Genomic DNA, 25,376 nt, shown 5'->3' on the forward strand with positions numbered 1-25,376 from the left:
AGGCGACGCTGACGTGCAGGTATCTCTTGAATCACGATCTGCACTAAACCGAGTGATTGCGGTCATATTGCGTCAATCTTCGCTAGATTCGTTCTATGACTACTCAAGTGCCCGGCGATGCCCTCGTCTCCCTGAAGGCCGTGAACAAGCATTACGGCCAGTTGCACGTCCTGAAGGACATCAACCTGAACGTCCGCAAGGGTGAGGTTGTTGTTGTCATCGGCCCCTCGGGTTCCGGCAAGTCGACGCTCTGCCGCGCCATCAACCGCCTCGAGACCATCGACGACGGCGACATCAAGATCGATGGCAAGGAACTGCCCGCGGAGGGCAAGGAACTGGCGAAGCTGCGCGCCGACGTCGGCATGGTCTTCCAGTCCTTCAACCTGTTCGCCCACAAGACCATCCTGGAAAACATCACCCTCGGCCCCATCAAGGTCAAGGGCGTCCCCAAGGGCGAGGCCGACAAGGACGCCATGGCACTGCTGGAGCGCGTCGGCGTCGGGCAGCAGGCCCCCAAGCTTCCGGCCCAGCTCTCCGGTGGCCAGCAGCAGCGTGTGGCCATCGCCCGCGCCCTGGCCATGAAGCCAAAGGTGATGCTCTTCGATGAGCCCACCTCGGCCCTCGACCCGGAAATGATCAACGAGGTCCTGGACGTCATGGTCCAGCTCGCCAAGGAAGGCATGACCATGATCGTGGTCACCCACGAGATGGGCTTCGCCCGCAAGGCGGCCGACCGCGTCGTGTTTATGGCCGACGGCCAGATCGTCGAGGACGCGACCCCGGAGGAGTTCTTCAACAACCCCAAGAGCAACCGGGCCAAGGATTTCCTGTCCAAGCTGCTGACACACTGACCGACTACGAGTTCGCACCCTGGCCGCCGGACGGCGGCCGCCCAATGAAAGGAATGTCATGAAGGCATTTTTGACCCGAAGGAAATCCCTTCTGGTTGCCGCTTCCGCAGCACTGGCGCTCAGCCTGAGCGCCTGTGGCGGCAGCTCCTCCACGACCACCAACCCGCCCGTAGCCGAGAAGCCGAGCTTTGCCGCCGATTCCACCATGGCCAAGCTTGCATCCGCGGGCAAGATCACCATCGGTACCAAGTTCGACCAGCCGCTCTTCGGCCAGAAGGGCCTTGACGGCAAGCCGATCGGCTTCGACGTCGAAATCGGCAAGCTGGTGGCCGCCAAGCTGGGCATCCCCGCCGACAAGATCGAGTGGGTTGAAACTGTCTCCGCCAACCGCGAGCAATTCATCAAGCAGGGCAAGGTGGACATGATCGTCGCCACCTACACCATCAACGACAAGCGCAAGGCCGAAGTCGACTTCGGCGGACCGTATTACGAGGCCGGACAGGCCCTCATGGTGAACAAGGACAACAATTCCATCACCAAGCCCGAGGACGTCAAGGGCAAGAACGTCTGCTCCGTGACCGGTTCCACCCCGGCCTCGACGATCGTCGAGAAGTACGGAGCAGTGCTGGTGCCGGCCGCAACGTACTCCGCCTGCCTGGAGCCGCTGCGGAACAAGCAGGTTGAAGCGGTCACCACCGACAACGTCATCCTTGCCGGTTTCGTGTCCAAGGAACCGGACGCCTTCAAGCTGGCATCGGATCAGACCTTCACCAAGGAGCCGTACGGCATTGGCCTGAAGAAGGACGACACCGCGTTCCGCATGTGGATCAATGACCAGCTGGAGGCCTTCGACAAGGACGGGTCCTACAAGAAGGCCTGGGAGGACACCGCCGGTACCGTCATCAAGACCGCGCCCGCGCTTCCCACGATCGACCGCTACTAGTCGGCTGTGGCGGTTGCCGGGCCTGCGGATCCATCGCAGCCCGGCGGCCGCCACTCCCGTCTTTCGCCTGGAATCCCCTCAACGCAGCTGAAGGAACTTATGGACGTCATCATTGAAAACCTCCCCCAGTATTGGGACGGTTTTCTCCGAACCCTCTTCTTGTCCGTGGTCTCGGGAATTATCGCCTTGGTCTTCGGCACCGTACTGGCGGCCGCCCGCGTCTCGCCCGTCGCCGCGCTGCGCGGCTTCAGCATGACGTACGTCGAGATCGTCCGGAACACGCCGCTGACCATCGCGTTCTTCTTCGCGGCGGTGGTTCTGCCCCGCCTCGGCGTCACGTTCCAACAGTTCGAGGTCGCCGCCATCATCGCCCTGAGCGCCTACACCTCGGCCTTCATCGCCGAGGCCGTGCGCTCCGGCGTCAACAGTGTCCCGGTGGGCCAGGCGGAGGCCGCCCGCAGCATCGGTATGAACTTCAGCCAGGTGCTCTCCCTGATCATCCTGCCGCAGGCCCTGCGCACCGTGATCCCGCCGCTGATCAACATTCTGATCGCCCTGGTCAAGAACTCCTCTGTGGCCGGCGCGTTCTATGTGCTGGAACTCTTCGGCCAGGGCAAGCAGCTGGCCAACGCCAACGGCGACGCCGTGATGTGGGTTCTGGTCGGCGTCGCATTCTTCTACCTGCTGATAACCATCCCGCTGGGCTACCTCGCCAGCGTCGTTGAACGAAAGGTGGCGATCGCACGATGAGCTCTGTTCTCTATGACGTCCCCGGCCCCAAAGCCCGTCGGATTTCGCTGATCGGTTCCATCATCGGCGTGATCGTGATCGGCGGCCTGCTCGTCCTGGCAGTCATGACCCTCGCCCAGCAGGGAATCTTCGACCCCAAACGCTGGGCGGTCTTCCAGCTCCCCGAGGTCTGGGCCCTGATCGCCGCCGGCATCGGCGCCACGCTCGCCGCCGCGGCGGTGGCGGCCGTGATTGCCTTCCCGCTGGGCCTGCTCCTGTGCCTGCTGCGCATCTCGGACAACGCCTGGGTCAGGGTGCCCACCCGGATCGTGCTGGAATTCCTGCGCGGCATGCCCGTGGTGCTCATGATGCTGTTCGTGCTGCTCGTCTTTGCCACCAGCTCATTCATCGCCGTGGTCGCCGGCCTGGTCCTTTACAACTCGGCGATTTTCGCCGAGATCATCCGTGCCGGCGTCCAGTCGCTGCCCAAAGGCCAGCGTGAGGCCGGCCTGGCGATCGGCCTCACCAGTTTCCAGTGCCGGCTGACCATCGAGCTGCCGCAGGCCATTCGGCGCATGCTGCCCTCGCTGGTCGCGCAGCTCGTGGTGCTGCTGAAGGACACCTCGCTCGGCTACATCGTCGCCTACGGCGAGCTGCTCCGGGCCGTGCAGGTCATGGCCGACTTCCTGGGCCCGCAGTACTTGTTCCCGGTGTTCTTCGTGGCCGCGGCCATTTACATCGCGATCGACCTGGCGGTCTCCCGCCTGGCCATCTGGCTCGAACGCCGCGGCTCCAAGCGGGCCGCCGGCGGCGTGGCGCACGTGCCGGTCGCCGGGATCCCTGCGGCCAAGTAAAGCCCGTCCACCCACAAAAGGGTCCGGAACCTCTCGGAGGTTCCGGACCCTTTGTGCGTTGCGGGCTTCCTGCGTGCCGTTGCCCCGTTCGTGCGTGCTTGGCTTGCGCTGTGCGCTGCTAGGCGCCGAGCCAGATCCGCAGCGCCCGCAGGCATTCCCTGATGGCGTCTGCCTCGACGTGTTCGTTGTCCTTGTGCGCCAGCAGCGCGTCGCCGGGTCCGAAGTTCACCGCGGGAATGCCGAGCTCACTGAACCGTGCGACGTCGGTCCAGCCGTACTTGGGCTTCGGCTCCGCGCCCACGGCGACGACGAACGACGCGGCGGCGGGGTGGTGCAGTCCCGGCCGCGCCCCGGCGGCGCTGTCGGTGCGCACGACGTCGAATCCGTCCAGCAGTTCGCGCACGACGGCCTCGGCCCCGTCCGGGGTCTTGTCCGGCGCGAAGCGGTAGTTGATTTCCACCACGCACTTGTCCGGAATGACGTTGCCGGCCGTGCCGCCGTTAATCTTCACGGCGTTGAGGCTTTCGCGGTAGTCCAGGCCGTCAACCGTCACGGTCTGCGGCTCATACGCCGCCAGCCGGGCCAGGATCGGGGCCGTGGCGTGGATGGCGTTGCTGCCCATCCAGGCCCGGGCCGAGTGGGCAGCCTCGCCGCGCATGGTCACCTCGAAGCGGCTGGTGCCGTTGCAGCCGCCCTCCACCGTCCCGTCGGTTGGCTCGAGCAGGATCGCGAAGTCGCCGCCGAGCAGGGATCCGTGATTGCGCACCAGCCGGCCGAGGCCGCTCTTCACGGCCTCGACTTCCTCGTGGTCGTAGAAGACGAACGTGACGTCCTTGTCCGGCGCCGCCCCGGCGTCGAACATGGTGGCGGCCAGCGCCAGCTGCACGGCGACGCCGCCCTTCATGTCGGTGGCGCCGCGGCCGTAGAGGATCCCCTCCCCCGGGGCCCCGGAGGGCCAGTACGCCGGCACGGTCCCGAGCGAGCCCTCGGTGATGGGGAGCGGCACGGTGTCCAGGTGCCCGGCAAGGATGACGCGCTCGGTGCGGCCGAGGTTGGTGCGGGCGATGATCGAATCGCCGTCGCGGACCAGCTCCAGCTGCGGCAGCAGGCGCAGGGCATGTTCCACGGCGTCTGCCAGGACCTTTTCGTTGCCGGAGACGCTGTTGATGTCAATCAGGGCGGCTGTGAGCAGGGCTACGTCCTGGCGGAGGTCCAAGTGGACCGGAGTGCGGACAGGGACGCTGGCAGTGGCAGGGGTGCGCGGGTTCGTGGGGGTCACCGTCCCACTTTATCTGTTCGCCTTCCCGCGGGGCCGCAACAGGTGCCGTCCCCATGCATAGGTGGCGAGCGTCTCCTGTCACTTGGGCGTCTCACGTTTCAGCGCCCGCGGGCCCTCTCGTTAGACTTGGGCCATGACTGAAACTGCTGCTTCCGCTGTGCCCACCGACGCCCGCTCCGCCTTCGGCTACGGCGTGGCCACCGTGTCCACCCGCAACGGTGATGCCACCGTGCTGGACGTATGGTTCCCGGCGCCCGCGCTCGGAATCGCGGAGGAGCACCTGCGCGAGCTCGAGAACGCGGACCAGTCGCTGATCGACATCGCCGCCGGCGGCATCGACCCGGACCGGGGCACCGAGCAGAAGGTTGTCTTCGCCCAGATCAACCTGGACGAAGCACCCGCGGACACGGCGGACGCCTACCTTCGCCTGCACCTGCTCTCCCACCGGCTCGTCCAGCCCAACAGCATCAACCTCGACGGCATTTTCGGCAAGCTCCCCAACGTGGTGTGGACCAACTTCGGCCCCGCCGCCGTGGAGGACTTCGAACTGACCCGGGCGCGCCTGCGCAAGCGCGGCGCCGTCACCGTCTTCGGTGTGGACAAGTTCCCGCGCATGGTCGACTACGTGGTTCCCTCCGGCGTCCGGATCGCCGACGCCGACCGGGTCCGGCTGGGTGCGCACCTGGCCGAAGGCACCACCGTCATGCACGAGGGCTTCGTGAACTTCAATGCCGGAACGCTGGGCACCTCCATGGTGGAGGGCCGGATCTCGGCCGGCGTCGTCGCCGGTGACGGGTCCGACGTCGGCGGCGGGGCCTCGATCATGGGAACCCTCTCCGGCGGCGGCAAGGAAAAGATCGCCCTCGGCGAGCGGGTCCTCCTCGGCGCCAACTCCGGCGTGGGCATCAGCATCGGCGACGACTCCGTCGTCGAAGCCGGGCTCTACGTCACCGCCGGCACCCGTGTGCGTGTGATCGGCCCCAAGGACGCCGACGGTGAAGACACCAGCCGGATCGTCAAGGCCGTGGAGCTTTCCGGGGTTCCGAACCTGCTCTTCCGCCGCAATTCCACCACCGGCGAGGTTGAGGTCCTCCCCCGCAAGGGGCAGACCGTGGAGCTCAACGAGGCCCTGCACGCCAACTGACCGCACCGGCTGGTACGGTATGGCGGGCGGCGAAGACCGCCCGGCGGGGTCAACCCCCAACGATGAAGCAGCCGAAGACGCAGCCCGCAAGGGCCTGAGGGAGTAAGTTCGTGGCACGAAGAGGGAGCTGGCGGCGCCGGATCGTTCTTCTGCTGACCCTAGCGATGGTCGCCGGCGCGATCTACACCGCGGTGGCGTTCCTGCAGCGATCGGAAACGTTGATCACCGAACGCTGCACGGCCGCGGGCAGCGGCGGCGATGACCTCGCCACCGACCAGGCGGCCAACGCTTCCCTCATCACCGCCGTCGCTGTCCGGCGCGGGCTTCCCGCCCGGGCCGCCAGCATCGCGCTGGCCACCTCGATGCAGGAATCCAAACTGCGCAACATCGGCCATGGCGACCAGGCCGGCCCCGACTCGCGCGGATTGTTCCAGCAGCGGCCGTCCCAGGGCTGGGGCACCACGGCGCAGGTGATGGACCCTTACCACGCCAGCAATGCTTTCTACGATGCGCTCGTCGAGATCTCCGGGTACGAGTCGCTGGAGATCACCGATGCCGCCCAGCAGGTCCAACGCTCGGCATACCCGGACGCCTATGCCCAGCATGAGCCGATGGCCCGTGCGTTCGCCTCCGCCCTGAGCGGCCAGACGCCCGCAGGCCTGGACTGCTCGCTGCGGTCCGCCGACACCGCCGGGGATCCCGCTGCCGTCACCTCAGAGCTGACCGCTGCGCTTGGGGACGTCCAGACGTCCACCAACGGCCGGACGCTGCTCGTCGATGCCGAAGGGACCCAGGCCTGGGCTGTGGGGCAGTGGGCAGTGGCCAACGCCAAGGAGCTCGCCATCACCAACGTCGAGGTCGACGGCCGGGCCTGGAACCGGCAGTCCCGCGACGGCTGGCAGCCGGCTTCAGTCCCGGCCGGCCAGGTCCGGGTAACCGTCGCCGGCGCGCCCGGCGCCTGAGCCCCGGCGGGCTGCACGAATTCAGACCAGTAGGTCGACCACCGGCTGCACGTAGCTGCGGAACAGCTCCGGCTGGGACAACAGCTCGCGGCTCATGATGATCTTGTCGGGCTCCAGGTACCAGGCCCGCGGCTCCGCAAGCGGGAGTTCGATGATCGTCAGGCCGAAATCCTTTGACGCGCGTCCCACGTCAAGCAGGCGGTCCTCCACCATGTCGGCCAGCAGTTCGTTGTTGCCGTTGGCTTCGCGCTCCGCCTCGAGGGCCAGGTATTCCGCGCGGCGTTCCCGGGCCCATGTCAGGGCCGCCCCGAAGTGGGCCTGCAGCACGCGCCGGAGCGCCGGCGAATTGCCGAAGGCACGGAAACCCGGCGGGGAGAGCTCGGGGGACATTTCCGGATAGGCCTTCAGCAGCTGTTCCCACCAGGCCTCCCATTCGGTCTTGAGCGCCGCCGGGCCGCCAACCTCGGCGATCAGATGAGAGTGGTCCGCGGCGCGGATCTTCGGGGCCGCGTGGCACAGCGCCGGGTGCCCCGCAGTGTCCAGACCGGCAGCGTCACGAACGTAAAGGGCAATCAGCATGGGACCAGAAGTATCCATCGTGATCCGCCAGCCAGGTCCGCCGGTGTGGTGCATCCAATTGCCTCCCTTGGCAAGACGTACTATCTCAGTCTATTCCTGTTGTTATGACGCGTTAACGGCAAGCTGCCCTGCCGACAGCCTGCGGTTCAGGCCCTCAAGATGGGCTTCGAGCACGTCCTTGCACATCAAAGCCGTCATCCACTCAGGCTGCAGGAGGGCGTGCATCGTCAGACCGTCCAGGACGGCCAGCAGCAGCTCCGCCTCCGTGACGAGCACCTGCTGGTCGACTCCGGCGGGGCCATCGGCGTCGGTGGGGTCGATCGTGCCGGCGGCCAGGCCCAGGATAAGTCCGCCCACGACTGCTGCCACCGCGCGATGGCTCCGGTCGGCCTCGGCGGCCAGGAACGGCTTGGTCCGGGCCGCATTCTTGAAGGCCATCCAGACGCAGGCGTCGACCGCCCGTTCCTCGTCCACCGGAAGAAACTCACCCAGCAGTGCCATGAGGGCAGCCTGGTGCTCCGCCGACCCTGGCAGCAGGTCGCCCAGCAAGGAGTCCGCGTCCGTGAGGCGTCCGACGATCCGGTCTACCACCACGGCGAACGCGTGGGTCAGGAGCTCGTCGCTGCTGGCGAAATAGTGCCGCACCGAGCCGACAGCCAGCTGCGCTTCATCTGCAACCTCCCGCAGGGAGGCCCGCTCAAGACCATCCGCGGCGATGATCCTGAAGACCGCGTCAACTACTTCCTGTCGCCGGATTACGGCGTCGACAAATTTAGGCACTGGTCTTTTTTAGCACGTCCGTGCCGCCGCCGCCTGAGGGCACACCGACACCTCCGGACGCGTGGCGCAGGTCACAGCGGCGCAGGTCACAGCGGCATGGCGCACCCCGGGAAAGACGCCGGCCGCGCGCCTCAAGGAGGTGCGCGGCCGGCGTCGTGCTTGCTGTCGCGTGCCTGCCATGGCAGGCGGGCGGACTACAGCGACGGGTAGTTGCGTTCCGGCTCGCCGACGTAGAGCTGGCGCGGACGGCCGATCTTGGTGTTGGGGTCGCTGATCATCTCGCGCCACTGGGCGATCCAGCCCGGCAGGCGTCCGATTGCGAACAGCACCGTGAACATCTTTTCGGGGAAGCCCATGGCCTTGTAGATCAGGCCGGTGTAGAAGTCCACGTTGGGGTAGAGCTTGCGCTGGATGAAGTAGTCGTCGCCCAGGGCCTTCTCTTCAAGGCGCATGGCGATGTCCAGGAGCTCGTCATTTCCGCCGAGCTTGCTGAGGACCTCGTGGGCGGTGGCCTTGATGATCTTGGCGCGCGGGTCATAGTTCTTGTAGACGCGGTGCCCGAAGCCCATGAGGCGGACGCCGTCCTCCTTGTTCTTGACCTTCTCCATGTAGTCCTCAGGCTTGATGCCGTCGGCCTGGATCTGGCGCAGCATCTTCAGGACTGCCTCGTTGGCACCACCGTGGGCGGGGCCGAAGAGGGCGTTGATGCCGGCGGAGACGGACGCGAACAGGTTGGCGTTCGAGGAGCCGACTAGGCGGACAGTCGACGTGGAACAGTTCTGCTCGTGGTCAGCGTGCAGGATCAGCAGCAGGTCCAGGGCCTTGGCGATAACCGGGTCCACCTCGTACTGCTCGGCCGGCAGGCCAAAGCTGAGGCGCAGGAAGTTCTCCACCAGGTTCATCGAGTTGTCCGGGTACAGCATCGGCTGCCCGATCGACTTCTTGTGGGCGTAGGCGGCGATGACCGGCATCTTGGCCATGAGACGGATGGTGGACACTTCCACCTGTTCCGCGTTGAACGGATCCAGCGAGTCCTGGTAGAACGTCGAGAGCGCGGACACGGCCGAGGACAATACCGGCATCGGGTGGGCGTCACGGGGGAAGCCGCTGAAGAAGCCCTTGAGCTCCTCGTGCAGCAGCGTGTGGTGGCGGATCCTCTGGTCGAAGGATTCCAGCTCGGTGGGGGTCGGCAGGTTGCCGTAGATCAGCAGGTAGGAGACTTCCAGGAAGCTCGAGTGCTGGGCCAGCTGCTCAATCGGGTAGCCGCGGTAGCGCAGGATGCCAGCGTCACCATCGATGTAGGTGATGGCCGAGGTGGTGGCTGCGGTGTTCATGAAACCGGGGTCGAAGGCGACGGCGCCGGTCTGCTTCAGCAGCTTGGAAACGTCGTAGCCTTCGTTTCCTTCTACAACCTTGATGCGCGGGAGTTCGAGCTCGCCGCCGGCATGGCGCAGGGTTGCGCTGGTGGTTTCAGTCATGGAGTCTCCTCATGAGGCATCGGGGCCTCTGTCGAAAGCTGGTCCAACATCTGGTGAAGCTGCCCGCGGATCCTGTGCGGACAGGATTTCCAAAGGCTGCGCTGCCTTCTTGTGGAAAGCCACCATTGATCGTCAGTTAAAAAGTACCTTCACTTCGCGGGTGGTACTAATCCGTAAGGCGTCCATAACGCCGAAAACACGCCACATGTGGCACGCGTCACAGCATTGTTACGCGTCCGGGGCCAGCCTCGAGACGGCGGCGTCGATCCGCTCGTCGCTGGCGGTCAGCGCCACCCGGATGAACCCGCTTCCGGCGTCGCCGTAGAAAACCCCGGGGCCGACGACGATTCCGCGGTCCGCGAGGCGGCCCACGGTTTCCCACGTCGCCTCGCCGGCGGTGGCCCACAGGTAAAGGCCCGCACTGGACTCACGGATCGCCAGGCCGAAACCCTCCAGCGCCGGGACGATCCGTTCCCGCCGGCCCCTGTACAGGTCCTTCTGGGCCTGGACGTGGGCGTCGTCGCCGAGGGCCACCCGCATGGCTTCCTGGACCGGATAGGGAACGATCATCCCGGCGTGCTTGCGGCTGTTGACCAGGTTCGCCATGATCACCGGATCACCGGCGACGAATGCCGCCCGGTAGCCGGCCACATTGGACTGTTTGCTCAGCGAATAGACGGCAAGCAGGCCCTCGTGGGAGCCTTCTGCGACCTGCGGGTCCAGGATGCTGGGGACCGGGATGCCGCCGCGCTGGACGTCCCACTCCCCCCAGCCGAGTTCGGCGTAGCATTCATCCGACGCTACGACGGCGCCCAGCTCCCGCGCCTGCCGGACGATCCGCCGCAGCGATGCGATGTCCCGGACGCTGCCGGTGGGGTTGGCCGGTGAATTGACCCAGACCAGGCGCACGCGGGCGCGGGTGCCGGCGTCGAGCTCGTCGAGGTCGTCGGCGGCGATCTGCTCCGCACCGGCGAAGGTGGCACCGATGTCATACGTGGGGTACGCGACCGTGGGGCGGACGACGACGTCGCCCGGCCTCAGGCCGAGCAGGAACGGCAGCCACGCGACGAGTTCCTTGGAACCCACCGTCGGCATCACATCCTGCGGATCGAGTCCGGGGACGCCGCGACGGCGCGCAAACCAGCCGGCGATGGCTTCCCGCAGGGCCGGCGTCCCGTGGACGGTGGGATAGCCGGGAGCGTCCGCGGCGGCGCGCAGCGCGTCCTGGATGAGGGCCGGCGTCGGGTCCACCGGGGTTCCGATGGAAAGGTTGACGGCTCCTTCCGCGTGCCGGGCTGCCGTGGCGAGATACGGCGCCATGGCCTCCCACGGGTAGTCGGGCAGGCTCAGGCCGAAGGTGCGCACCGCGGATGTCACCGTAGCGCCGTCCTAGTTGTCTTGGTTCTGCGGCGGCAGGGCGGCGATCATGGGGTGGTCGGTGTGGGTGTTCCCGACCTTCGCGGCGCCGCCCGGGGAACCGAGTTCGTCGAAGAACTCGACGTTGGCCTTGTAGTAGTCAGCCCATTCTTCGGGGGTGTCGTCCTCGTAGTAGATCGCCTCCACGGGGCAGACCGGCTCGCAGGCACCGCAGTCCACGCACTCGTCGGGGTGGATGTACAGGGAACGCTCACCCTCGTAGATGCAATCGACGGGGCACTCCTCAATGCATGCCTTGTCTTTGACATCTACACACGGCTGCGCGATTACGTACGTCACGTCCCTGGCCTCTCCACGTTGGTTCCGGCGAACGGCCGGATGGTTTCCCGGCCTGAGCGCCGGGTTTCTGACTTCCGAGCCTATTATCTCCCAGCCTGTTCCCGCGAACCTAGCGGGAACGTCATACATGCTCCGCGTCTTACTATGATCTGATGAGCTCGCCTTTGCCCTTGCCCCAGCAGTTTCTCTCCGGCGCCCCGCTGGGCACGCGCGTTGTGGTCCGGTACCGGATCGACGGCGGCCTGACGGATGCCCTTGGCGAGCTCGTCGAACGCGCCGACGGCGTGTGCACCGTCCGCACCCGCCGCTCCGACGTCGTCATCGCACTCCCCCTTGTAGTGGCGGCCAAGGAAGTCCCGCCGCCCCCGCCGCGCCGCGCCCCACGCGTGCAGGGCACCTGACCCGCGGCGCAGGGGGCCCTGGGCAACGGTTCCCGGGTGGTTGCTAGCGTCCAGTGGACATGCCCTCCCGCACCCTCCGCGACCAATGGACATGCCCTCCCCTCGTTGCCGGCCGTGCACATGCCCCCTCCTGGCCCGCAGCCGCGCACATGCCCACCCGCACCCTCCGCGACCAATGGACATGTCCTCCCCCGATTGCCGGCCGCGCACATGCCCACCCGCACCCTCGACGACCTGTGGACATGTCCTCCCCTCGTTGCCGGCCGTGCACATTCCACCGTTATGCTCATCACCGCGGGCCAGCGAGGGACATGTCCAGTGGCGAATCGACAGAGCACGGGACATGTCCAGTGGTGGCTTCGTGCGGTGCAGAGTCAGTGGTGGCTGGGTGCAGAGCAGGGTCACAGCGCTGGGGTGAGGCGCAGAATCGCAGTGCAAGGGCGCAGGAAAAGGCGCACGAATTTGGAATTCGCGTCCGACTCTATGCGGCGGCGGACAGCCTGTTCAGCGCTTCCCGGACCATGGTAATGAAATCCTCAGGATGGTCCCTCACCAGCTGGTAGGTCACAATCAGTGTCGGTATTCCTCGGCGCGTCGTAACGTTCCAACGCCGCCGGTCTTCCTCGAAGCTCGTCCTATCCATGTGGAACCCGGCCCCGTCAGCCTCAATGCCAAGACGGCCATCGACCATCAGGTCCAGATGTCCCATGCCCGGAACGTTGACCTGCGATTCAACATGAAAGCCGGCACGCCGCAGAAGGAACCGGGCCAGGCATTCAATGACCGACTGTGACTGTGGGACGATCGCCGACACGATCCGGCGCTCCCGGGAGTCGTTCCGGCCATCGAGCCGCTGGCGCAACAAACCCAACGGGAGTCCCTTCAGCACGACGGCGGACTCGGCGATGATCAGCCCGTCAGGTTCAGGCAAGCAGCGCAGGCATTGGACGACTGTGTCCAGGAGCGTCGGCGGAACGGAAGCCCGGTGACAGATGAAGCCCTGGTAACTCCTGCTGTGGGTGAGGGCTATGTGCGGCTGGGCCGGGCCTTCGAGGACCCACAGCCCGCTGAAGTGGGCAGCGGTGATACAAGCAGGCTCCGCCGGCAGTGAGCGAATAGAGATCAGCTGTGCGTCCGCACCCGGCAAGGCATAGACACCGCGGGCTACACGGGACACCGATCCCGCGGCCATCGCCGACTTGAGCTGAAAATCGGAGACCCCCGCCGCGGCAATGTATTTGGCGCGGGCGACGCCGTCGTACTTCGAGAGCACCTCGATAATGTTGGCCATTCACCCATGGTGGAGCCGCACACTGCGCCCGTGCAGTCGGATCCCGCGCTATGTGGAAAACTGCGCGGGCGGGGCCAGGGCTGCGGCAACCCGGGCAGGAGCGAGGACTGGACATGTCCCGCGCACGGGCCCTGCGCCGGACGCGATGCCATTGTGCCCGCTCAAGCGAACAAAAAACGGGCATGTCCCCGAGCCGTGGGTGGGAGTGGACAGGCCCATAGATGAGCGCTGGACATGTCCCGCGGGCCAGCCCTGCGCCGGACATGATGCCATTGAGCCCAATTGAGCGAACGAAAAATGAGCATGTCCCGCGTAGGAGGCAGGGCCGGGTCCTAGCCGGGCGGGCGCCGGTACCGCCGGCACCAGGCGAGCATGGCCACGGTGATGCCTGCGATGCCGAAGACCCAGACATTGCCCGCGGTGTCGCCGATGACCAGGCGCTTGCCTGTTTCCAGGGTGGACCACCACCCGGTCAGCGCATAACAGAGGACCCCGCATACTGCCGTCGGGACGACTGAACGGAACGCCGCCCCGAGCCACACCTGGACCGAGCCCAGCAGCACGAGCGCCGCGACGGCTCCCCACGGGACGTCCACGCCGTTCAGGACCAGATCGTGGCGGTGCAGGGCGGTTCCGGCCAGGGCAACAAAAAGAGCTGCCGGTACGGCGGCGGCAATGCCGCCTGCCGTACCGGCAGCTCTCTTAGTCACGTTGCAGCCGAAGCCCGGAGACCGGGATTAGACCTTGGCGCGGGCGCGGTTGGCCTTGGCACGCTCGTTGGTGTCCAGGATGACCTTGCGGATGCGGATTGAATCCGGGGTAACCTCAACGCACTCGTCTTCGCGGGCGAATTCGAGGGACTCTTCGAGGGTCAGGTCGCGCGGCGGCGTCAGGTTCTCGAAGGTGTCCGAGGAGGCTGCACGCATGTTGGTGAGCTTCTTTTCCTTCGTGATGTTGACGTCCATGTCGTCGGCGCGGGAGTTCTCGCCCACGATCATGCCTTCGTAGACCTCGGACGTGGGCTTGACGAAGAAGGAGCCACGTTCCTGCAGGTTGATCATGGCGAACGGGGTCACAACACCGGCGCGGTCGGCGATCATCGAACCGTTGGTGCGGTACTCGATCGGGCCGGCCCACGGCTCGTAGCCTTCGGAGATGGAGGCGGCGATGCCGGCGCCGCGGGTGTCCGTGAGGAACTTGGTGCGGAACCCGATCAGGCCACGGGCCGGAACGATGAACTCCATGCGGCACCAGCCGGTGCCGTGGTTGGCCATGTTGGTCATGCGGCCCTTGCGGGCAGCCATCAGCTGGGTGACGGCGCCGAGGTACTCTTCGGGCACGTCGATGGTCATGTGCTCCATCGGCTCGTGGACCTTGCCGTCGACGRTCCGGGTGACGACCTGCGGCTTGCCGACGGTCAGTTCGAAGCCTTCGCGGCGCATCTGCTCGACCAGGATGGCCAGCGCGAGCTCGCCACGGCCCTGGACTTCCCAAGCGTCGGGACGCTCGGTGGGGAGAACCTTGATGGAGACGTTACCGATCAGTTCCTTGTCGAGGCGGTCCTTGACCTGGCGGGCCGTGACCTTGGCGCCCTTGACCTTGCCGGCCAGCGGCGAGGTGTTGATACCGATGGTCATGGAGATGGCCGGGTCGTCAACAGTGATCAGCGGCAGCGGCTGCGGGTTCTCGGCGTCGGTGAGAGTCTCGCCGATGGTGATTTCCTCGATGCCGGCAACAGCAACGATTTCGCCGGGGCCGGCGGATTCCGCGGGGACACGGTCGAGTGCCTTCGTGGCCAGCAGCTCGGTGATCTTGACGTTCTTCAGCTCACCGTTGGCACGTGCCCAGGCGACGGTCTGGCCCTTGCGCAGGGTGCCGTTGTAGATGCGAAGCAGCGCGAGGCGGCCGAGGAACGGGGAGGCATCCAAGTTGGTGACGTGCGCCTGCAGGACACCGTTCGGGTTGTAGGTCGGGGCCGGGATGTGCTCGATGATGGCCTGGAAGAGCGGCTCGAGGTCCTCGTTTTCCGGGGCTGAACCGTCTGCGGGCTGTTCGAGGGACGCGCGGCCGACCTTGGCTGCGGCGTAAACAACCGGAACATTGAGGATCTTGTCCAGGTCGAGGTCCGGAACTTCGTCGGCGAGGTCGGAGGCCAGGCCCAGGAGCAGGTCCATGGACTCGTGGACAACTTCTTCGATCCGCGCGTCGGGGCGGTCGGTCTTGTTGACCAGGAGGATCACCGGCAGGTGCGCGGCGAGGGCCTTGCGCAGCACGAAGCGGGTCTGGGGCAGCGGGCCCTCAGAGGCATCGACGAGGAGGACGACGCCGTCGACCATCGACAGGCCGCGCTCGACCTCGCCACCGAAGTCGGCGTGGCCGGGGGTGTCGATGACGTTGATGGTGATGGTCTCGCCCTTGGAGGACGGACCGTTGTAGGCCACCRTGGTGTTCTTGGCCAGGATGGTGATGCCCTTTTCGCGTTCCAGGTCACCGGAGTCCATGACGCGGTCTTCGAGGTGGTTGTGCTCGGCAAAGGAGTTGGTCTGCTTGAGCATGGCGTCGACCAGCGTGGTCTTGCCGTGGTCAACGTGGGCCACGATCGCGACGTTGCGCAGGTCACTGCGCGATGCAGTGGCTACCGCGGTGTTGGTGGTGGTTTCAGACATGCGTTATTGCTCGATTCAGTGGTGAAGTCAGCTGTGGTATCGCGACATTTCCAACTGGAACGCACGACGGATAAGTCCCTTTGGCACAGGGCACCTACAACCATTCTAAACGCTAGGTCATTTATTGGCCTAAAATGCGAAGCGGCGGCCGGCCGCCGCACCGTCCCAGGAGCGGGACGGGCGCACGGAAGTGGTTTATTACCTGTGAGTAAAGTCACTGGATTTTGCGGCGCCCATGCACCATCATTGCTCTGATAGCAGCAAGCAAGCCCGGAGACATTCATGCGAAACGCCTCGGCCCTGTCCCGCTTTGTCGCAACGATGATCGCCGTAGGCGTAGTTCTTGGCGGCTGTGGGCAGGCCACTTTTTCACCTGCGTACGACGCAGGTTCTTCCGACGGCGGATCGTCCGACGGCGGATCTTCTGACGCGGGCTCTGCGGGCGTGCCACTGACCGCCAGCCAGGCCGGAACGGCTAACGGCGCCGGCGTACCGGTCGCGGCAGGGGCCGCTGCGAAGACCCGCATCGGGTCCACCATCGACCCCGCCGATTTGCCGAGCGGCTCGACCTACCGCAACCCTGCCAACGGCCGCAACGAGATCATCGTCAAGGACACCAGCAATGTCGCCGTGCTTATTGGCGACTCACAATCGGAACCGTCCTACGGTTGGCCCAGGCAGGGTCTGGCAGCGGCCGGGTACAAGGTCTTCTTCTGCGGCCGGGGCGGCACCGGCTACGTGGCATCGAACGGCAAGACCGGCAACTACGTCGATGCGCTCCAGCGCGGCGATTGGAAACTCCCGTACGGCACCCCTCCCCTCGTAGTGATCGAAGGCGGCGGGAACGACGCCGCGCGCGGCGCCTCGAACGCGCAGATCGTCGCCAACGCCGAGCGGCTGATCGCCAGCATCCAGCAGCGCTATCCGGCGGCCCGGGTGCTCATGGTCGGCACGCTCGCCCGCGGCGTCCACTACGGCGGTGGACGCCGGTCCGAGGTGGACGCGCTTCTGGGGAGGGTGGCGGACCGGCACGGGCTGCCGTTCGTCAGCGCGGGCGACTGGCTCACCCGGTACAACCTCACGGGTTCAATGGCGGACGGGGTTCACCTGAACCGGCAGGGCCACGCGGCCCTGGGCGCCGTTTTCGGCCAGCGGCTGGAGTCCATGGGGTTCGACTACGCAGAGCCCGGCATGCTCGCCGGCTTGTCCCGCTAGCGCCGGACAGCACACCACAGCAACCCTGCACACCACAGCAAAAAGGAGCCGGTGCCCGCCCCAACGGGCGGACACCGGCTCCTGTGCTGCTACCGGCGGACTTGTTCAAGCCCTAGGTAAAGTGGCCGCTCAGGCCACTTCCACCTCCGGCGGCAGCATGAGGCCCGCGCCGGGGATGGCGTTGAGCAGCGCCCGGGTGTAGTCCTGCTGCGGCGACTCGAAGACGTCGTCCGTGGAGCCCGTCTCCACGAGCTTGCCCTTCTCCATGACGCACACGTGGTCCGCGATCTGCCGGACCACCGCGAGGTCGTGGGTGATGAACAGGTAGGTCAGGCCGAGCCTGGACTGCAGTTCGGCGAGCAGGTTCAGCACCTGCGCCTGCACCAGCACATCCAGTGCCGAGACGGCCTCGTCGCAGATGATCACTTCGGGGTCCAGGGCCAGGGCGCGGGCGATCGCGACACGCTGGCGCTGGCCGCCGGAGAGCTCATTCGGGTACCGCTGCATGGTGGACTGCGGCAGCGCCACCTGGTCCAGCAGCTCCCGGACCTTCTTCTCGCGGCTGGCCTTGTCCCCGATCTTGTGGGTCCGCAGCGGTTCCTCGATGGTCCGGAAGATGTTGTACATCGGGTCCAGTGAACCGTAGGGGTCCTGGAAGATCGGCTGCACCCGGCGCCTGAAGGCGAAGATCTCCTTGCTGTTCAGCGTGGAGGTGTCCACGCCGTCGAAGATGATCTTGCCGGAGGTCGGCGTGAGGAGGTTCAGGACCATCTGCGCCACCGTGGACTTGCCGGATCCCGACTCCCCCACGATCGCCGTCGTGGTTCCCCGCTTGACGCTGAAGGAGACGTCGTCGACGGCGGTGAAGTCCGTGGACTTGCCCAGGCCAGAACGCAGCTTGAAGACCTTCCTGAGGTTCTGGATCTGCAGGACGTCGTCGGACTTGGCCGGCTCAACCACGCCGGTCTCGCTCGGGGCGAGCATGTCGTCGGTCTCCACGCCGAGTTCCTTGGCGGCCTGGATGCGCCGGGACGCCAGCGACGGCGCCGAGGCGACCAGCCGCTGGGTGTACGGGTGCTGCGGGTTCTGCAGCAGCTCCAGCGAGGGTCCGGACTCGACAACCTGGCCGCGGTACATGACCACCACCTGGTCGGCGCGCTCGGCGGCGAGGCCGAGGTCGTGCGTGATCAGCAGCACCGCGGTGCCCAGTTCCGTGGTCATCTTGTCCAGGTGATCGAGGATCTGGCGCTGCACGGTGACGTCGAGCGCCGAGGTGGGCTCGTCCGCGATGAGCAGGCGCGGCTGGCAGGCGAGCCCGATCGCGATCAGTGCGCGCTGGCGCATGCCGCCGGAGAACTCGTGGGGGTACTGCTTGGCGCGGCTGCCGGCGTCGGGCAGCCCGGCCTGGGACAGGACCTTTGCGACGTCGTCCGGGCCGCTCGGGAGTCCGTTGGCCTTGAGCGTTTCGCGGACCTGGTCGCCGATCTTCCACACCGGGTTGAGGTTGGACATCGGGTCCTGCGGGACCATGCCGATGCTGTTGCCGCGAAGTTCGATCATCCGCTTTTCGCTGGCGTTGGAGATGTCTTCGCCATCGAACAGGATCTGGCCTGCAGCGACGCGCCCGTTGCCCGGGAGCAGGCCGATGGCGGCCAGCGCGGTGGTGGACTTGCCGGAGCCCGACTCGCCCACAATCGCGACGGTTTCGCCCGGCATGACGGTGAGGCGGGCGTTGCGGACGGCGTTGACCTCGCCGTTGCTGGTGGTGAACCCGATGGCCAGGTCCTTGATTTCAAGCAGCGGGCGCTCAGTGGCGTACTCAGCTTCCTGGAAGTCAACAGAGGCGCTCATGGTGTCCCCTTTCATCGCTTGCGGGCTTTGGGATCGAGGGCATCACGCAGGGCATCGCCCAGCATGATGAAGCTCAGGACGGTGATGGACAGCGCAATTGCCGGGTAGAGCAGCGGCATCGGGTTGGACCGGAGCGAGGCCTGCGCCGCCTGGATGTCGTTGCCCCAGGACATGACGCTGGGCGGCAGCCCGATGCCGAGGAAGGACAGCGTGGATTCGGCCACGATGAACGTGCCCAGGGAGATGGTGGCCACGACGATGATTGGGGCCAGCGAGTTCGGCATCACGTGCCGCATGAGGGCGCCGAACTTCGAGACGCCGAGCGACCGGGCGGCCGTGACGAAGTCGGCGTTGCGGACCTCGATCACCGCACCGCGGGTGATGCGCGCGATTTGCGGCCAGCCGAAGGCCACCAGGATGAGCACCAGCGTCCACACGGTCCGGTTCGTCCGGAACATCGGCAGCTGCATGAGCACGATCGCGCCCAGGATCAGGGGCAGGGCGAAGAAGATGTCATTGATGCGGGCCAGGACGGAGTCGATCCAGCCGCCGTAATAACCGGCCACGGCCCCCATGATGCCGCCGATCAGCAGCACCCCGATGGTGGTGAAGAGGCCCACGGTCACCGAGGACCGCGTGCCGAAGATGACGCGGGCGTAGACGTCGCAGCCCTGCTGGGTGAAGCCCAGGGGGTGGCCCGCGGCGGGGCCGGCGTCGGAGTTGGCCAGCTGGCACGCCTCCGAGCCCGGGTCGATCGGGGAGAAGAGTCCGGGGAAGAGGGAGACCGCCACGACCACCAGGATCAGGAGTGCGGAGATGAGGAAGAGCGGCTGCTTGCGCAGGTTCTTCCAGGCCTCGCCCCACAGACTCAGCGGTGCGGCTTCGTCCTTGACCCGGTCCGTCACCTGGAGCGGGGTCTCGGAGACATCGGCCACGAAGTGCTCGGTCCGGCGGGCCGGGCGGAGGGACGTGTGCCGTGCGGTGGTGGTGTTATCAGGAGTCATAACGGATCCTCGGGTCAAGCCAGCCGTAAAGCAGGTCAACGAGCAGGTTGGAGAGGCAGTAGATCAGCACCAGGACGGTGACGATCGAGACCACCGTGGGCCCTTCGCCGGACAGCACAGCCCGGTAGAGCCGGTTGCCGACGCCCGGAACGTTGAAGATGCCTTCCGTGACGATTGCGCCGCCCATCAGGGCACCGAGGTCGGCGCCCAGGAAGGTAATGACGGGAATCAGGGAGTTGCGCAGGATGTGGACGCGGACCACCTGGAACCGGGAGAGGCCCTTGGCCGTGGCGGTGCGCACATAGTCGGCGTTCATGTTTTCGATGACCGACGTGCGGGTCAGGCGCAGGACATAGGCGAAGGATCCCAGTCCCAGCACGATCGCCGGCAGGATGAGGTCCTGGACGGTCGCCGCGGAGCTGACGGTCGGCTTGGCCCAGCCCAGCTGGACGCCGATGGTGAACTGCAGCAGGAAGCCCAGGACGAAGATCGGGATGCCGATCACGATCAGGGACGCCACCAGGACAGTGGCGTCAAAGAACTTGCCTTTGCGCAGGCCGGCGATGAGGCCGAAGACGATGCCGAAGACTGCCTCGAAGATCAGCGCCATGATGGCCAGCCGGGCCGTGACGGGGAAGACCTCACCGAGCACGGCGGCGATGGGGCGTCCGGAGAAGTCCTGGCCGAGGTCGAACGTGAAGATGCTCTTGAGGTAAAGCAGGTATTGCATCCAGAACGGCTGGTCCAGGTGGTACTGCGCCCGCAGCTTGGCTGCCACGGCCTCGTTCACCGGCTTGTCGCCGAACAGTGCCACGATGGGATCGCCGGGCAGGCTGAAGACCAGGAAGTAGACCAGCAGTGTTGCGCCCAGGAAGACGGGAATCAGTTGCAGGAAACGCTTGAGGATGTATGTCGACATCAGCGAGTCACACCCTCGTTGGCAGGCATCCTGTCCAGGGATGCGGCGGAGTTGTTCATCAAAGAACCTTTTCACTATGGATGCAGGCCGGCGCCGGTTCATTCACGGCGGCAGGGCTGCGAAAAGTTCGCCCGAAGAGCCGGGCATCAAGAAAATAAATGGTGGGAAAACACGACGACGGCGGAGGCCCCAGTATGGGCGGCCCCCGCCGTCGTTTTGTTGTTACTTACCGGTTACGTTGTAGTACAGCGGGACGCCGTCCCAGCCGTAGTCGACGTTGGTGACCTTGTCGCTCCAGCCGCCCTGGGCAACCTGGTACCACAGGGGGATGGCCGGCAGGTCCGTCAGGAGGATCTCCTGGGCCTTGTTCATGGCCTTGTTGCCCTCGCCGACCGTCGCGGCGTTCAGGCCGTCGGAGATGGCCTTGTCGAACGTCGGGTTGGCGTAGTTAGCGTCATTGGAGCCGGCACCGGTCTTGTAGATCGGGCCGAGGAAGTTGTACAGCGACGGGTAGTCTGCCTGCCAGCCGGCACGGATGGAGCCGGTGAGGGTCTTGGCGGTGGCGTCGTTGCGGGCTTCCTTGAAGGTGGCGTACGGCTTGCCTTCAACCTTGATGCCGAGCGTGTTCTTGAGCTGGTTGACTACTGCCTCAACCCAGGCCTTGTGTCCGCCCTTGTCGGCGTTGTAGGCAATGGTGAAGGTCGTGTTGGCGTCCCACTTCTGGATCGCGTCGGCCTTGGTCCAGGCCTCCTTGGCCTTGGCGGCGTCGAACTTGAGGTTGTCGGCACCGGCGATCGAATCGCTGTAGCCGTCAAGCACGGGGGCCGTGAAGTCCTTGGCAGGCTGGCGTGCGCCGTTGAAGATCACCTTGGTGATTTCCTCGCGGTTGATCGCCATGGAGATCGCCTGGCGACGAAGCTTGCCGGCCTCACCGCTCCACTCCGGCAGGTATTCCGGGATGGCGATGGTCTGGTTGCCTGCGTACGGCTTGTTGATGGTGCGCTCGCCAAGGTCAGACTTGAAGTTCTTCAGCGCGCTGGTCGGGATGGTCTGCAGGATGTCCAGATCGTTGGACAGCAGGGCCTGGTAGGCGGAGTCGTCGTTCTGGTAGATCTTGAAGGTCACACCGGCGTTCTTGGCCTTGCGCGGGCCGCTGTAGTCCGGGTTCGGAACGAGCTGGATCTGCACATTGTGCTGCCAGCCGCCGTCCGCCAGCTTGTACGGGCCGTTGCCGACCGGCTTCTCGCCGAAGCCCTTCGGGTCCTTCAGGGCGCCGGAGGGAACCGGAACAAACGCGGTGTAGCCCAGGCGAAGCGGCCAGTCAGATTCCGGCTGCTTCAGTTCAACGGTGAACGTCTGGTCGTCAACGACCTTCAGGCCGGACATGGTCTCGACCGTGGAGCCTTCTGCGCTGGCTTCGTCGTAGCCCTTGATGCTTTCGAAGAAGCCGCCGCTGAGCTGGGCGTTCTTGGCTGCGGCGCCGAAGTTCCAGGAATCGACGAAGGACTTGGCCGTGATGGCCTCGCCGTTCGTGAACTTCTGGTCCTTCTTGACCTTGATGGTGAAGTGCTGGCCGTCCTTGCCCTCGATGGACTCGGCGAGTTCGTTGACCGGCTTGCCGCTGGGGTCGTAGCTGACCAAGCCCGCGAAGATCATGTCGATGACCTTGCCGCCGCCAACTTCGTTGGTGTCGGCCGGCATGAGGGGACGCTGGGGTTCGGAGCCGTCGGCGAAGATCACTTTGCTGGTGTCTCCGCCGGTACTGCCGCTACCGGTTGCAGAGCCGCTGGCACCGCATCCGGTCAGGGCGAGGGCGGCGATAGCCACCATGCCCAGTGCTTTGGAAGTGCGCGAAAAACGCATTCCGCCTCCTATGAGTTGTGGGAGTTCGTGAGGGAAAAACTTATGCTTCCCCGTAAGCAGGCACAGGGGTATCCCCTGTGACGTGGCCTACATATGGAAGTAGCCTAGCCCTTAAATGTCCAAATGTTGGAACTCCGTTGCCAAACCGTGATCCGACAATCTCATGACGGTTAACGTCAAGCGCGATGTATTTCAAGTCACACGCTACTGGCTGGTATTATTCGCCCGCTTTGTGACCCGGGTTACCCGCGATTAACTGGAATGCGGCGGCTTTTCGCCCCTGTTTGAACCCTCCGGTAAGCTTCAGCTGGCCCCTGAGAGCAGCTGCGCGCGCAGTTCGCGACGCTCGCGCTGCTTGTCCGGATCCGGCAGCGGAACCGCCGCCAGGAGCCGCTGCGTGTACGGCTCCTGGGGGTTGCGGAGGATCTGGTCCCGGGTCCCCTGCTCCACGATCCTGCCGCGCTGCATGACACAGATCCGGTCCGCGAGCACGTCCACCACCGCAAGGTCATGGGTGACGAACAGGCAGGCGAACCCCAGTTCCCTCTGCAGGTTCTGGAACAGATCGAGCACCTTGGCCTGGACAGAGACGTCGAGGGCGGAAGTGGGCTCGTCGGCGACCATCAGCTTCGGCTTGAGGGAGAGGGCACGCGCGATCCCCACGCGCTGCTTCTGCCCGCCGGAGAGCTCGTGCGGGTAGCGGTTGCGGTAGTCCCGAGGCAGCTCAACCTGGTCCAGGAGCGCCTCAATGCGCCGCTGCAGTTCGGCGCCCTTCGCGGTCCCCGACAAGAACATCGGCTCCCCGATGCTTTCCCCGATGGGCAGCCTGGGGTTCAGGGACGACGAGGGATCCTGGAACACCATGCCAACGTGCCGGCGCATCTCGCGGAGCTGGCGGCCGTTCTTCTTGGCAGCGGAAATGTCCTGCCCGACCACCCGCATGGTGCCCGCCGCCACGGGCAGCAGGCCGACGGCGGCCCGGCCGATGGTGGTCTTGCCGGAACCCGACTCGCCGACGAGGCCGACCACCTGTCCGGGATAGATAACCAGGTTGGCCCCTTCCACGGCACGGAAGGCCGGCACCCGGCCCTGCTTCGGGTAATCGATGGCGACATCGCTGAGCTCCAGGACCGGTTCGCCCTTCGGCTTGGCCGCTTCTGCTGCGGCCAGGGCGGCGGCATTTTCGCGCTCCCGCCGGATCAGCTCCTCTTCCGGAATGGAAAGGATCTCGACGTGGGTCGCGGCGGCGAGAGCGGCGGTGACGTCTACGTCCGCCGCGGAATCCGCGCCACCCTGGCCCAGGTGCGGGACCGCAGCCAGCAGCGCCTTGGTGTACTCGTGCTGCGGGTTGTGGAAAATCTGCGCTGCCGTCCCCGTCTCCACGATGAGGCCCTTGCGCATGACGGCGATCCGGTCGGCGAGGTCGGCCACCACCCCCATGTCGTGAGTGATGAGCACAATGGCACTGTCCAGTTTGTTCCGCAGGTTGCGCATGAGGTCAAGGATTTCGGCCTGGACTGTCACGTCGAGGGCCGTGGTCGGCTCATCGGCAATGAGCAGCTTCGGGTCGCAGGAGAGCGACTGGGCGATCATGGCGCGCTGGCGCTGGCCGCCGGAAAGCTGGTGCGGGTAAGACCGGAAGGCCTTCTCCGGATCGGGCAGTTCGACAAGATCCAGCATGCGCAGGGCCCGGAGTCGGGCTTCTTCCGGCGAAACCTCATTGTGCAGGCGCACAGTTTCCACTATCTGCGACCCCACGGTGTAGACCGGGTTCAAGGCCGTCATCGGCTCCTGGAAGATCACCGCGACGTCCTTGCCGCGCACGGCACGGATATTGGTTTCATTGCTCCCCAGCAGTTCACGGCCGCCGAGCTTGACACTTCCAGTCACACGGCTGTTACTGGGCAGCAGGCCCAGCAGCGCCATTGAACTGGCGCTCTTTCCGGACCCGGACTCCCCCACGATGGCGAGAACTTCGCCGGCCCGGACCTCGTAGTTCAGGCCGATCGCGGCCGGGACCCATTTTTTGTCCACGCCGAAATCCACGCTGAGGTCCCGGACTTCCAGGACGGTTTCGCCTTTGCCAGGCACGGGTGAGGCCGGCGGATCGAGGGTGATGAAGTCAGTCATGATGGGCTATCCTTCCGCCCGGGCCGCCGGTGCACCGGGGATTAGTACTGCGGCTCGGAATACTGAATTATTGGGGGCATGAGCTCTGCGCCGCACGCCGGAAATGTTGAAGTCTTCAAACCACGAACCAACAAATGGTTCGCGTGGCTGTCCTGGGCGGTGGCCGCGTTCGGTGTCGTGGTCACGGTTGTCATGGCAGGGCCGGGGGCGCTGGGTGGCATCGCCCCGCTGGCCTTCATTGCCTTCATGGGCTGGCAACTGTTCTGGATGCCGTCCGTTGTAGTCCACGACGCCGGCGTCACCCTGGAGAATCCGTTCCGCTCCATTGAGGTCCCGTGGGCAGCGCTGGTGCACGTCGATACCCGCTTTGCTCTCACGCTGGTCACCGCCGAGAAGAGCTACACGTCCTGGGCCGCGCCCGCCCCCGGCATCTGGGGCGGGCGCCACGCCAGGCCGGAAGACCTCCACGGCCTGCCGGCAACCACTTACGGTCCCGGCAAGTCGGTCCGCCCGGGCGATCTGAAGACCACGGACTCCGGCCAGGCCGCCATGCTGGTGCGGGGCCGGTGGCATGAGCTGGTGGAAGGCGGGCAGCTCGCCGCCGGCGACGCCTCCACCACCGCCGTAACCGTCACCGTCCGCTGGGTGGCGATTGGCGCCGTCGTACTGCTCCTGGCGGCCAGCTACGTGGCTGTCACCGCCAGCTAGCCGGCACCTGCAC

The 25,376-nt window shown here is 65.8% G+C and carries 23 protein-coding genes; 9 read left to right on the forward strand and 14 right to left on the reverse strand.

Annotated features, from left to right (window positions below; all coding sequences use genetic code 11):
* Positions 1-95: 95 nt before the first annotated feature.
* The 4 genes from AC1D2F_RS06610 to AC1D2F_RS06625 all read left to right on the forward strand — a co-directional run bounded on the left by AC1D2F_RS06610 (position 96) and on the right by AC1D2F_RS06625 (position 3,377).
* Positions 96-851 (forward strand): amino acid ABC transporter ATP-binding protein, encoded by a 756-nt coding sequence (locus AC1D2F_RS06610; RefSeq protein ID WP_229995006.1) that lies wholly within the window; start codon positions 96-98, stop codon positions 849-851.
* 58 nt (positions 852-909) lie between these two features.
* Positions 910-1,794, forward strand: a complete 885-nt coding sequence (locus AC1D2F_RS06615; protein WP_229995007.1) for a glutamate ABC transporter substrate-binding protein — start codon at positions 910-912, stop codon at positions 1,792-1,794.
* A 99-nt stretch (positions 1,795-1,893) separates the two neighbouring features.
* A complete protein-coding gene (locus tag AC1D2F_RS06620) occupies positions 1,894-2,544 on the forward strand; it encodes an amino acid ABC transporter permease (protein ID WP_229995008.1) in 651 nt (216 codons plus the stop codon).
* Complete coding sequence (locus AC1D2F_RS06625; protein ID WP_229995009.1) at positions 2,541-3,377, forward strand: amino acid ABC transporter permease; 837 nt, start codon at positions 2,541-2,543, stop codon at positions 3,375-3,377. The genes AC1D2F_RS06620 and AC1D2F_RS06625 overlap by 4 nt, the downstream gene beginning before the upstream one ends.
* A gap of 118 nt (positions 3,378-3,495) precedes the next feature.
* Here AC1D2F_RS06625 and dapE read toward each other — a convergent pair whose 3' ends face one another.
* On the reverse strand, positions 3,496-4,656 hold the full coding sequence (gene dapE / locus AC1D2F_RS06630; RefSeq protein WP_414645489.1) for a succinyl-diaminopimelate desuccinylase: 1,161 nt from the start codon (positions 4,654-4,656) through the stop codon (positions 3,496-3,498).
* A 133-nt stretch (positions 4,657-4,789) separates the two neighbouring features.
* Between dapE and dapD the strand changes: the two genes are divergently transcribed.
* Entirely contained in the window at positions 4,790-5,800 is a 1,011-nt protein-coding gene (gene dapD, locus AC1D2F_RS06635; protein WP_229995010.1) for a 2,3,4,5-tetrahydropyridine-2,6-dicarboxylate N-succinyltransferase, read from the forward strand.
* Between the two features lie 110 nt (positions 5,801-5,910).
* Positions 5,911-6,762: a hypothetical protein gene (locus AC1D2F_RS06640; RefSeq protein ID WP_476966432.1), complete on the forward strand. Its 852-nt coding sequence runs from the start codon at positions 5,911-5,913 to the stop codon at positions 6,760-6,762.
* A gap of 21 nt (positions 6,763-6,783) precedes the next feature.
* Here AC1D2F_RS06640 and AC1D2F_RS06645 read toward each other — a convergent pair whose 3' ends face one another.
* The 5 genes from AC1D2F_RS06645 to fdxA form a co-directional block, all read right to left on the reverse strand.
* Positions 6,784-7,395 (reverse strand): hypothetical protein, encoded by a 612-nt coding sequence (locus tag AC1D2F_RS06645; RefSeq protein WP_364745712.1) that lies wholly within the window; start codon positions 7,393-7,395, stop codon positions 6,784-6,786.
* 48 nt (positions 7,396-7,443) lie between these two features.
* Positions 7,444-8,121 carry a TetR/AcrR family transcriptional regulator gene (locus tag AC1D2F_RS06650; protein WP_476966433.1) on the reverse strand — a complete coding sequence of 226 codons (678 nt, stop codon included), beginning with the start codon at positions 8,119-8,121 and terminating at the stop codon, positions 7,444-7,446.
* A gap of 194 nt (positions 8,122-8,315) precedes the next feature.
* A complete protein-coding gene (locus tag AC1D2F_RS06655) occupies positions 8,316-9,599 on the reverse strand; it encodes a citrate synthase (protein WP_028275687.1) in 1,284 nt (427 codons plus the stop codon).
* A 228-nt stretch (positions 9,600-9,827) separates the two neighbouring features.
* Positions 9,828-10,976 (reverse strand): succinyldiaminopimelate transaminase, encoded by a 1,149-nt coding sequence (gene dapC / locus AC1D2F_RS06660; protein ID WP_476966434.1) that lies wholly within the window; start codon positions 10,974-10,976, stop codon positions 9,828-9,830.
* A gap of 12 nt (positions 10,977-10,988) precedes the next feature.
* Entirely contained in the window at positions 10,989-11,315 is a 327-nt protein-coding gene (gene fdxA, locus AC1D2F_RS06665) for a ferredoxin (protein ID WP_026266493.1), read from the reverse strand.
* A gap of 152 nt (positions 11,316-11,467) precedes the next feature.
* Between fdxA and AC1D2F_RS06670 the strand changes: the two genes are divergently transcribed.
* Positions 11,468-11,716, forward strand: a complete 249-nt coding sequence (locus tag AC1D2F_RS06670; protein ID WP_476966435.1) for a putative acetyltransferase — start codon at positions 11,468-11,470, stop codon at positions 11,714-11,716.
* Between the two features lie 481 nt (positions 11,717-12,197).
* Here AC1D2F_RS06670 and AC1D2F_RS06675 read toward each other — a convergent pair whose 3' ends face one another.
* From AC1D2F_RS06675 to typA, 3 genes are all read right to left on the reverse strand, one after another.
* The gene (locus AC1D2F_RS06675; RefSeq protein WP_229994644.1) at positions 12,198-13,007 is read right to left on the reverse strand and encodes a type IV toxin-antitoxin system AbiEi family antitoxin domain-containing protein; all 810 of its coding nucleotides are present in this window, start codon (positions 13,005-13,007) and stop codon (positions 12,198-12,200) included.
* A 332-nt stretch (positions 13,008-13,339) separates the two neighbouring features.
* A complete protein-coding gene (locus tag AC1D2F_RS06680) occupies positions 13,340-13,717 on the reverse strand; it encodes a hypothetical protein (protein ID WP_364745702.1) in 378 nt (125 codons plus the stop codon).
* 27 nt (positions 13,718-13,744) lie between these two features.
* Positions 13,745-15,673, reverse strand: a complete 1,929-nt coding sequence (gene typA / locus AC1D2F_RS06685) for a translational GTPase TypA (RefSeq protein WP_476966436.1) — start codon at positions 15,671-15,673, stop codon at positions 13,745-13,747.
* Between the two features lie 282 nt (positions 15,674-15,955).
* Here typA and AC1D2F_RS06690 point away from each other — a divergent pair, with 282 nt between their 5' ends.
* Positions 15,956-16,888, forward strand: coding sequence for an SGNH/GDSL hydrolase family protein (locus tag AC1D2F_RS06690; protein WP_229994647.1), 933 nt, complete (start codon positions 15,956-15,958; stop codon positions 16,886-16,888).
* Between the two features lie 129 nt (positions 16,889-17,017).
* Here the strand turns inward: AC1D2F_RS06690 and AC1D2F_RS06695 are convergent, their stop codons facing one another.
* The 5 genes from AC1D2F_RS06695 to AC1D2F_RS06715 form a co-directional block, all read right to left on the reverse strand.
* Positions 17,018-18,739, reverse strand: a complete 1,722-nt coding sequence (locus tag AC1D2F_RS06695; protein WP_364745697.1) for an ABC transporter ATP-binding protein — start codon at positions 18,737-18,739, stop codon at positions 17,018-17,020.
* An 11-nt stretch (positions 18,740-18,750) separates the two neighbouring features.
* Positions 18,751-19,743: an ABC transporter permease gene (locus AC1D2F_RS06700; protein ID WP_229994649.1), complete on the reverse strand. Its 993-nt coding sequence runs from the start codon at positions 19,741-19,743 to the stop codon at positions 18,751-18,753.
* Entirely contained in the window at positions 19,733-20,662 is a 930-nt protein-coding gene (locus AC1D2F_RS06705) for an ABC transporter permease (protein WP_229994650.1), read from the reverse strand. Before AC1D2F_RS06705 ends, AC1D2F_RS06700 begins: the two co-directional genes overlap by 11 nt.
* A gap of 222 nt (positions 20,663-20,884) precedes the next feature.
* Positions 20,885-22,525, reverse strand: coding sequence for a peptide ABC transporter substrate-binding protein (locus AC1D2F_RS06710; protein ID WP_229994651.1), 1,641 nt, complete (start codon positions 22,523-22,525; stop codon positions 20,885-20,887).
* Positions 22,526-22,828: 303 nt separating this feature from the next.
* On the reverse strand, positions 22,829-24,655 hold the full coding sequence (locus AC1D2F_RS06715; RefSeq protein ID WP_229994652.1) for an ABC transporter ATP-binding protein: 1,827 nt from the start codon (positions 24,653-24,655) through the stop codon (positions 22,829-22,831).
* 78 nt (positions 24,656-24,733) lie between these two features.
* Here AC1D2F_RS06715 and AC1D2F_RS06720 point away from each other — a divergent pair, with 78 nt between their 5' ends.
* On the forward strand, positions 24,734-25,363 hold the full coding sequence (locus AC1D2F_RS06720) for a PH domain-containing protein (RefSeq protein WP_229994653.1): 630 nt from the start codon (positions 24,734-24,736) through the stop codon (positions 25,361-25,363).
* The last annotated feature ends 13 nt before the right edge of the window (positions 25,364-25,376 follow it).

It is taken from the genome of Arthrobacter sp. P1_B3 (assembly GCF_056406615.1).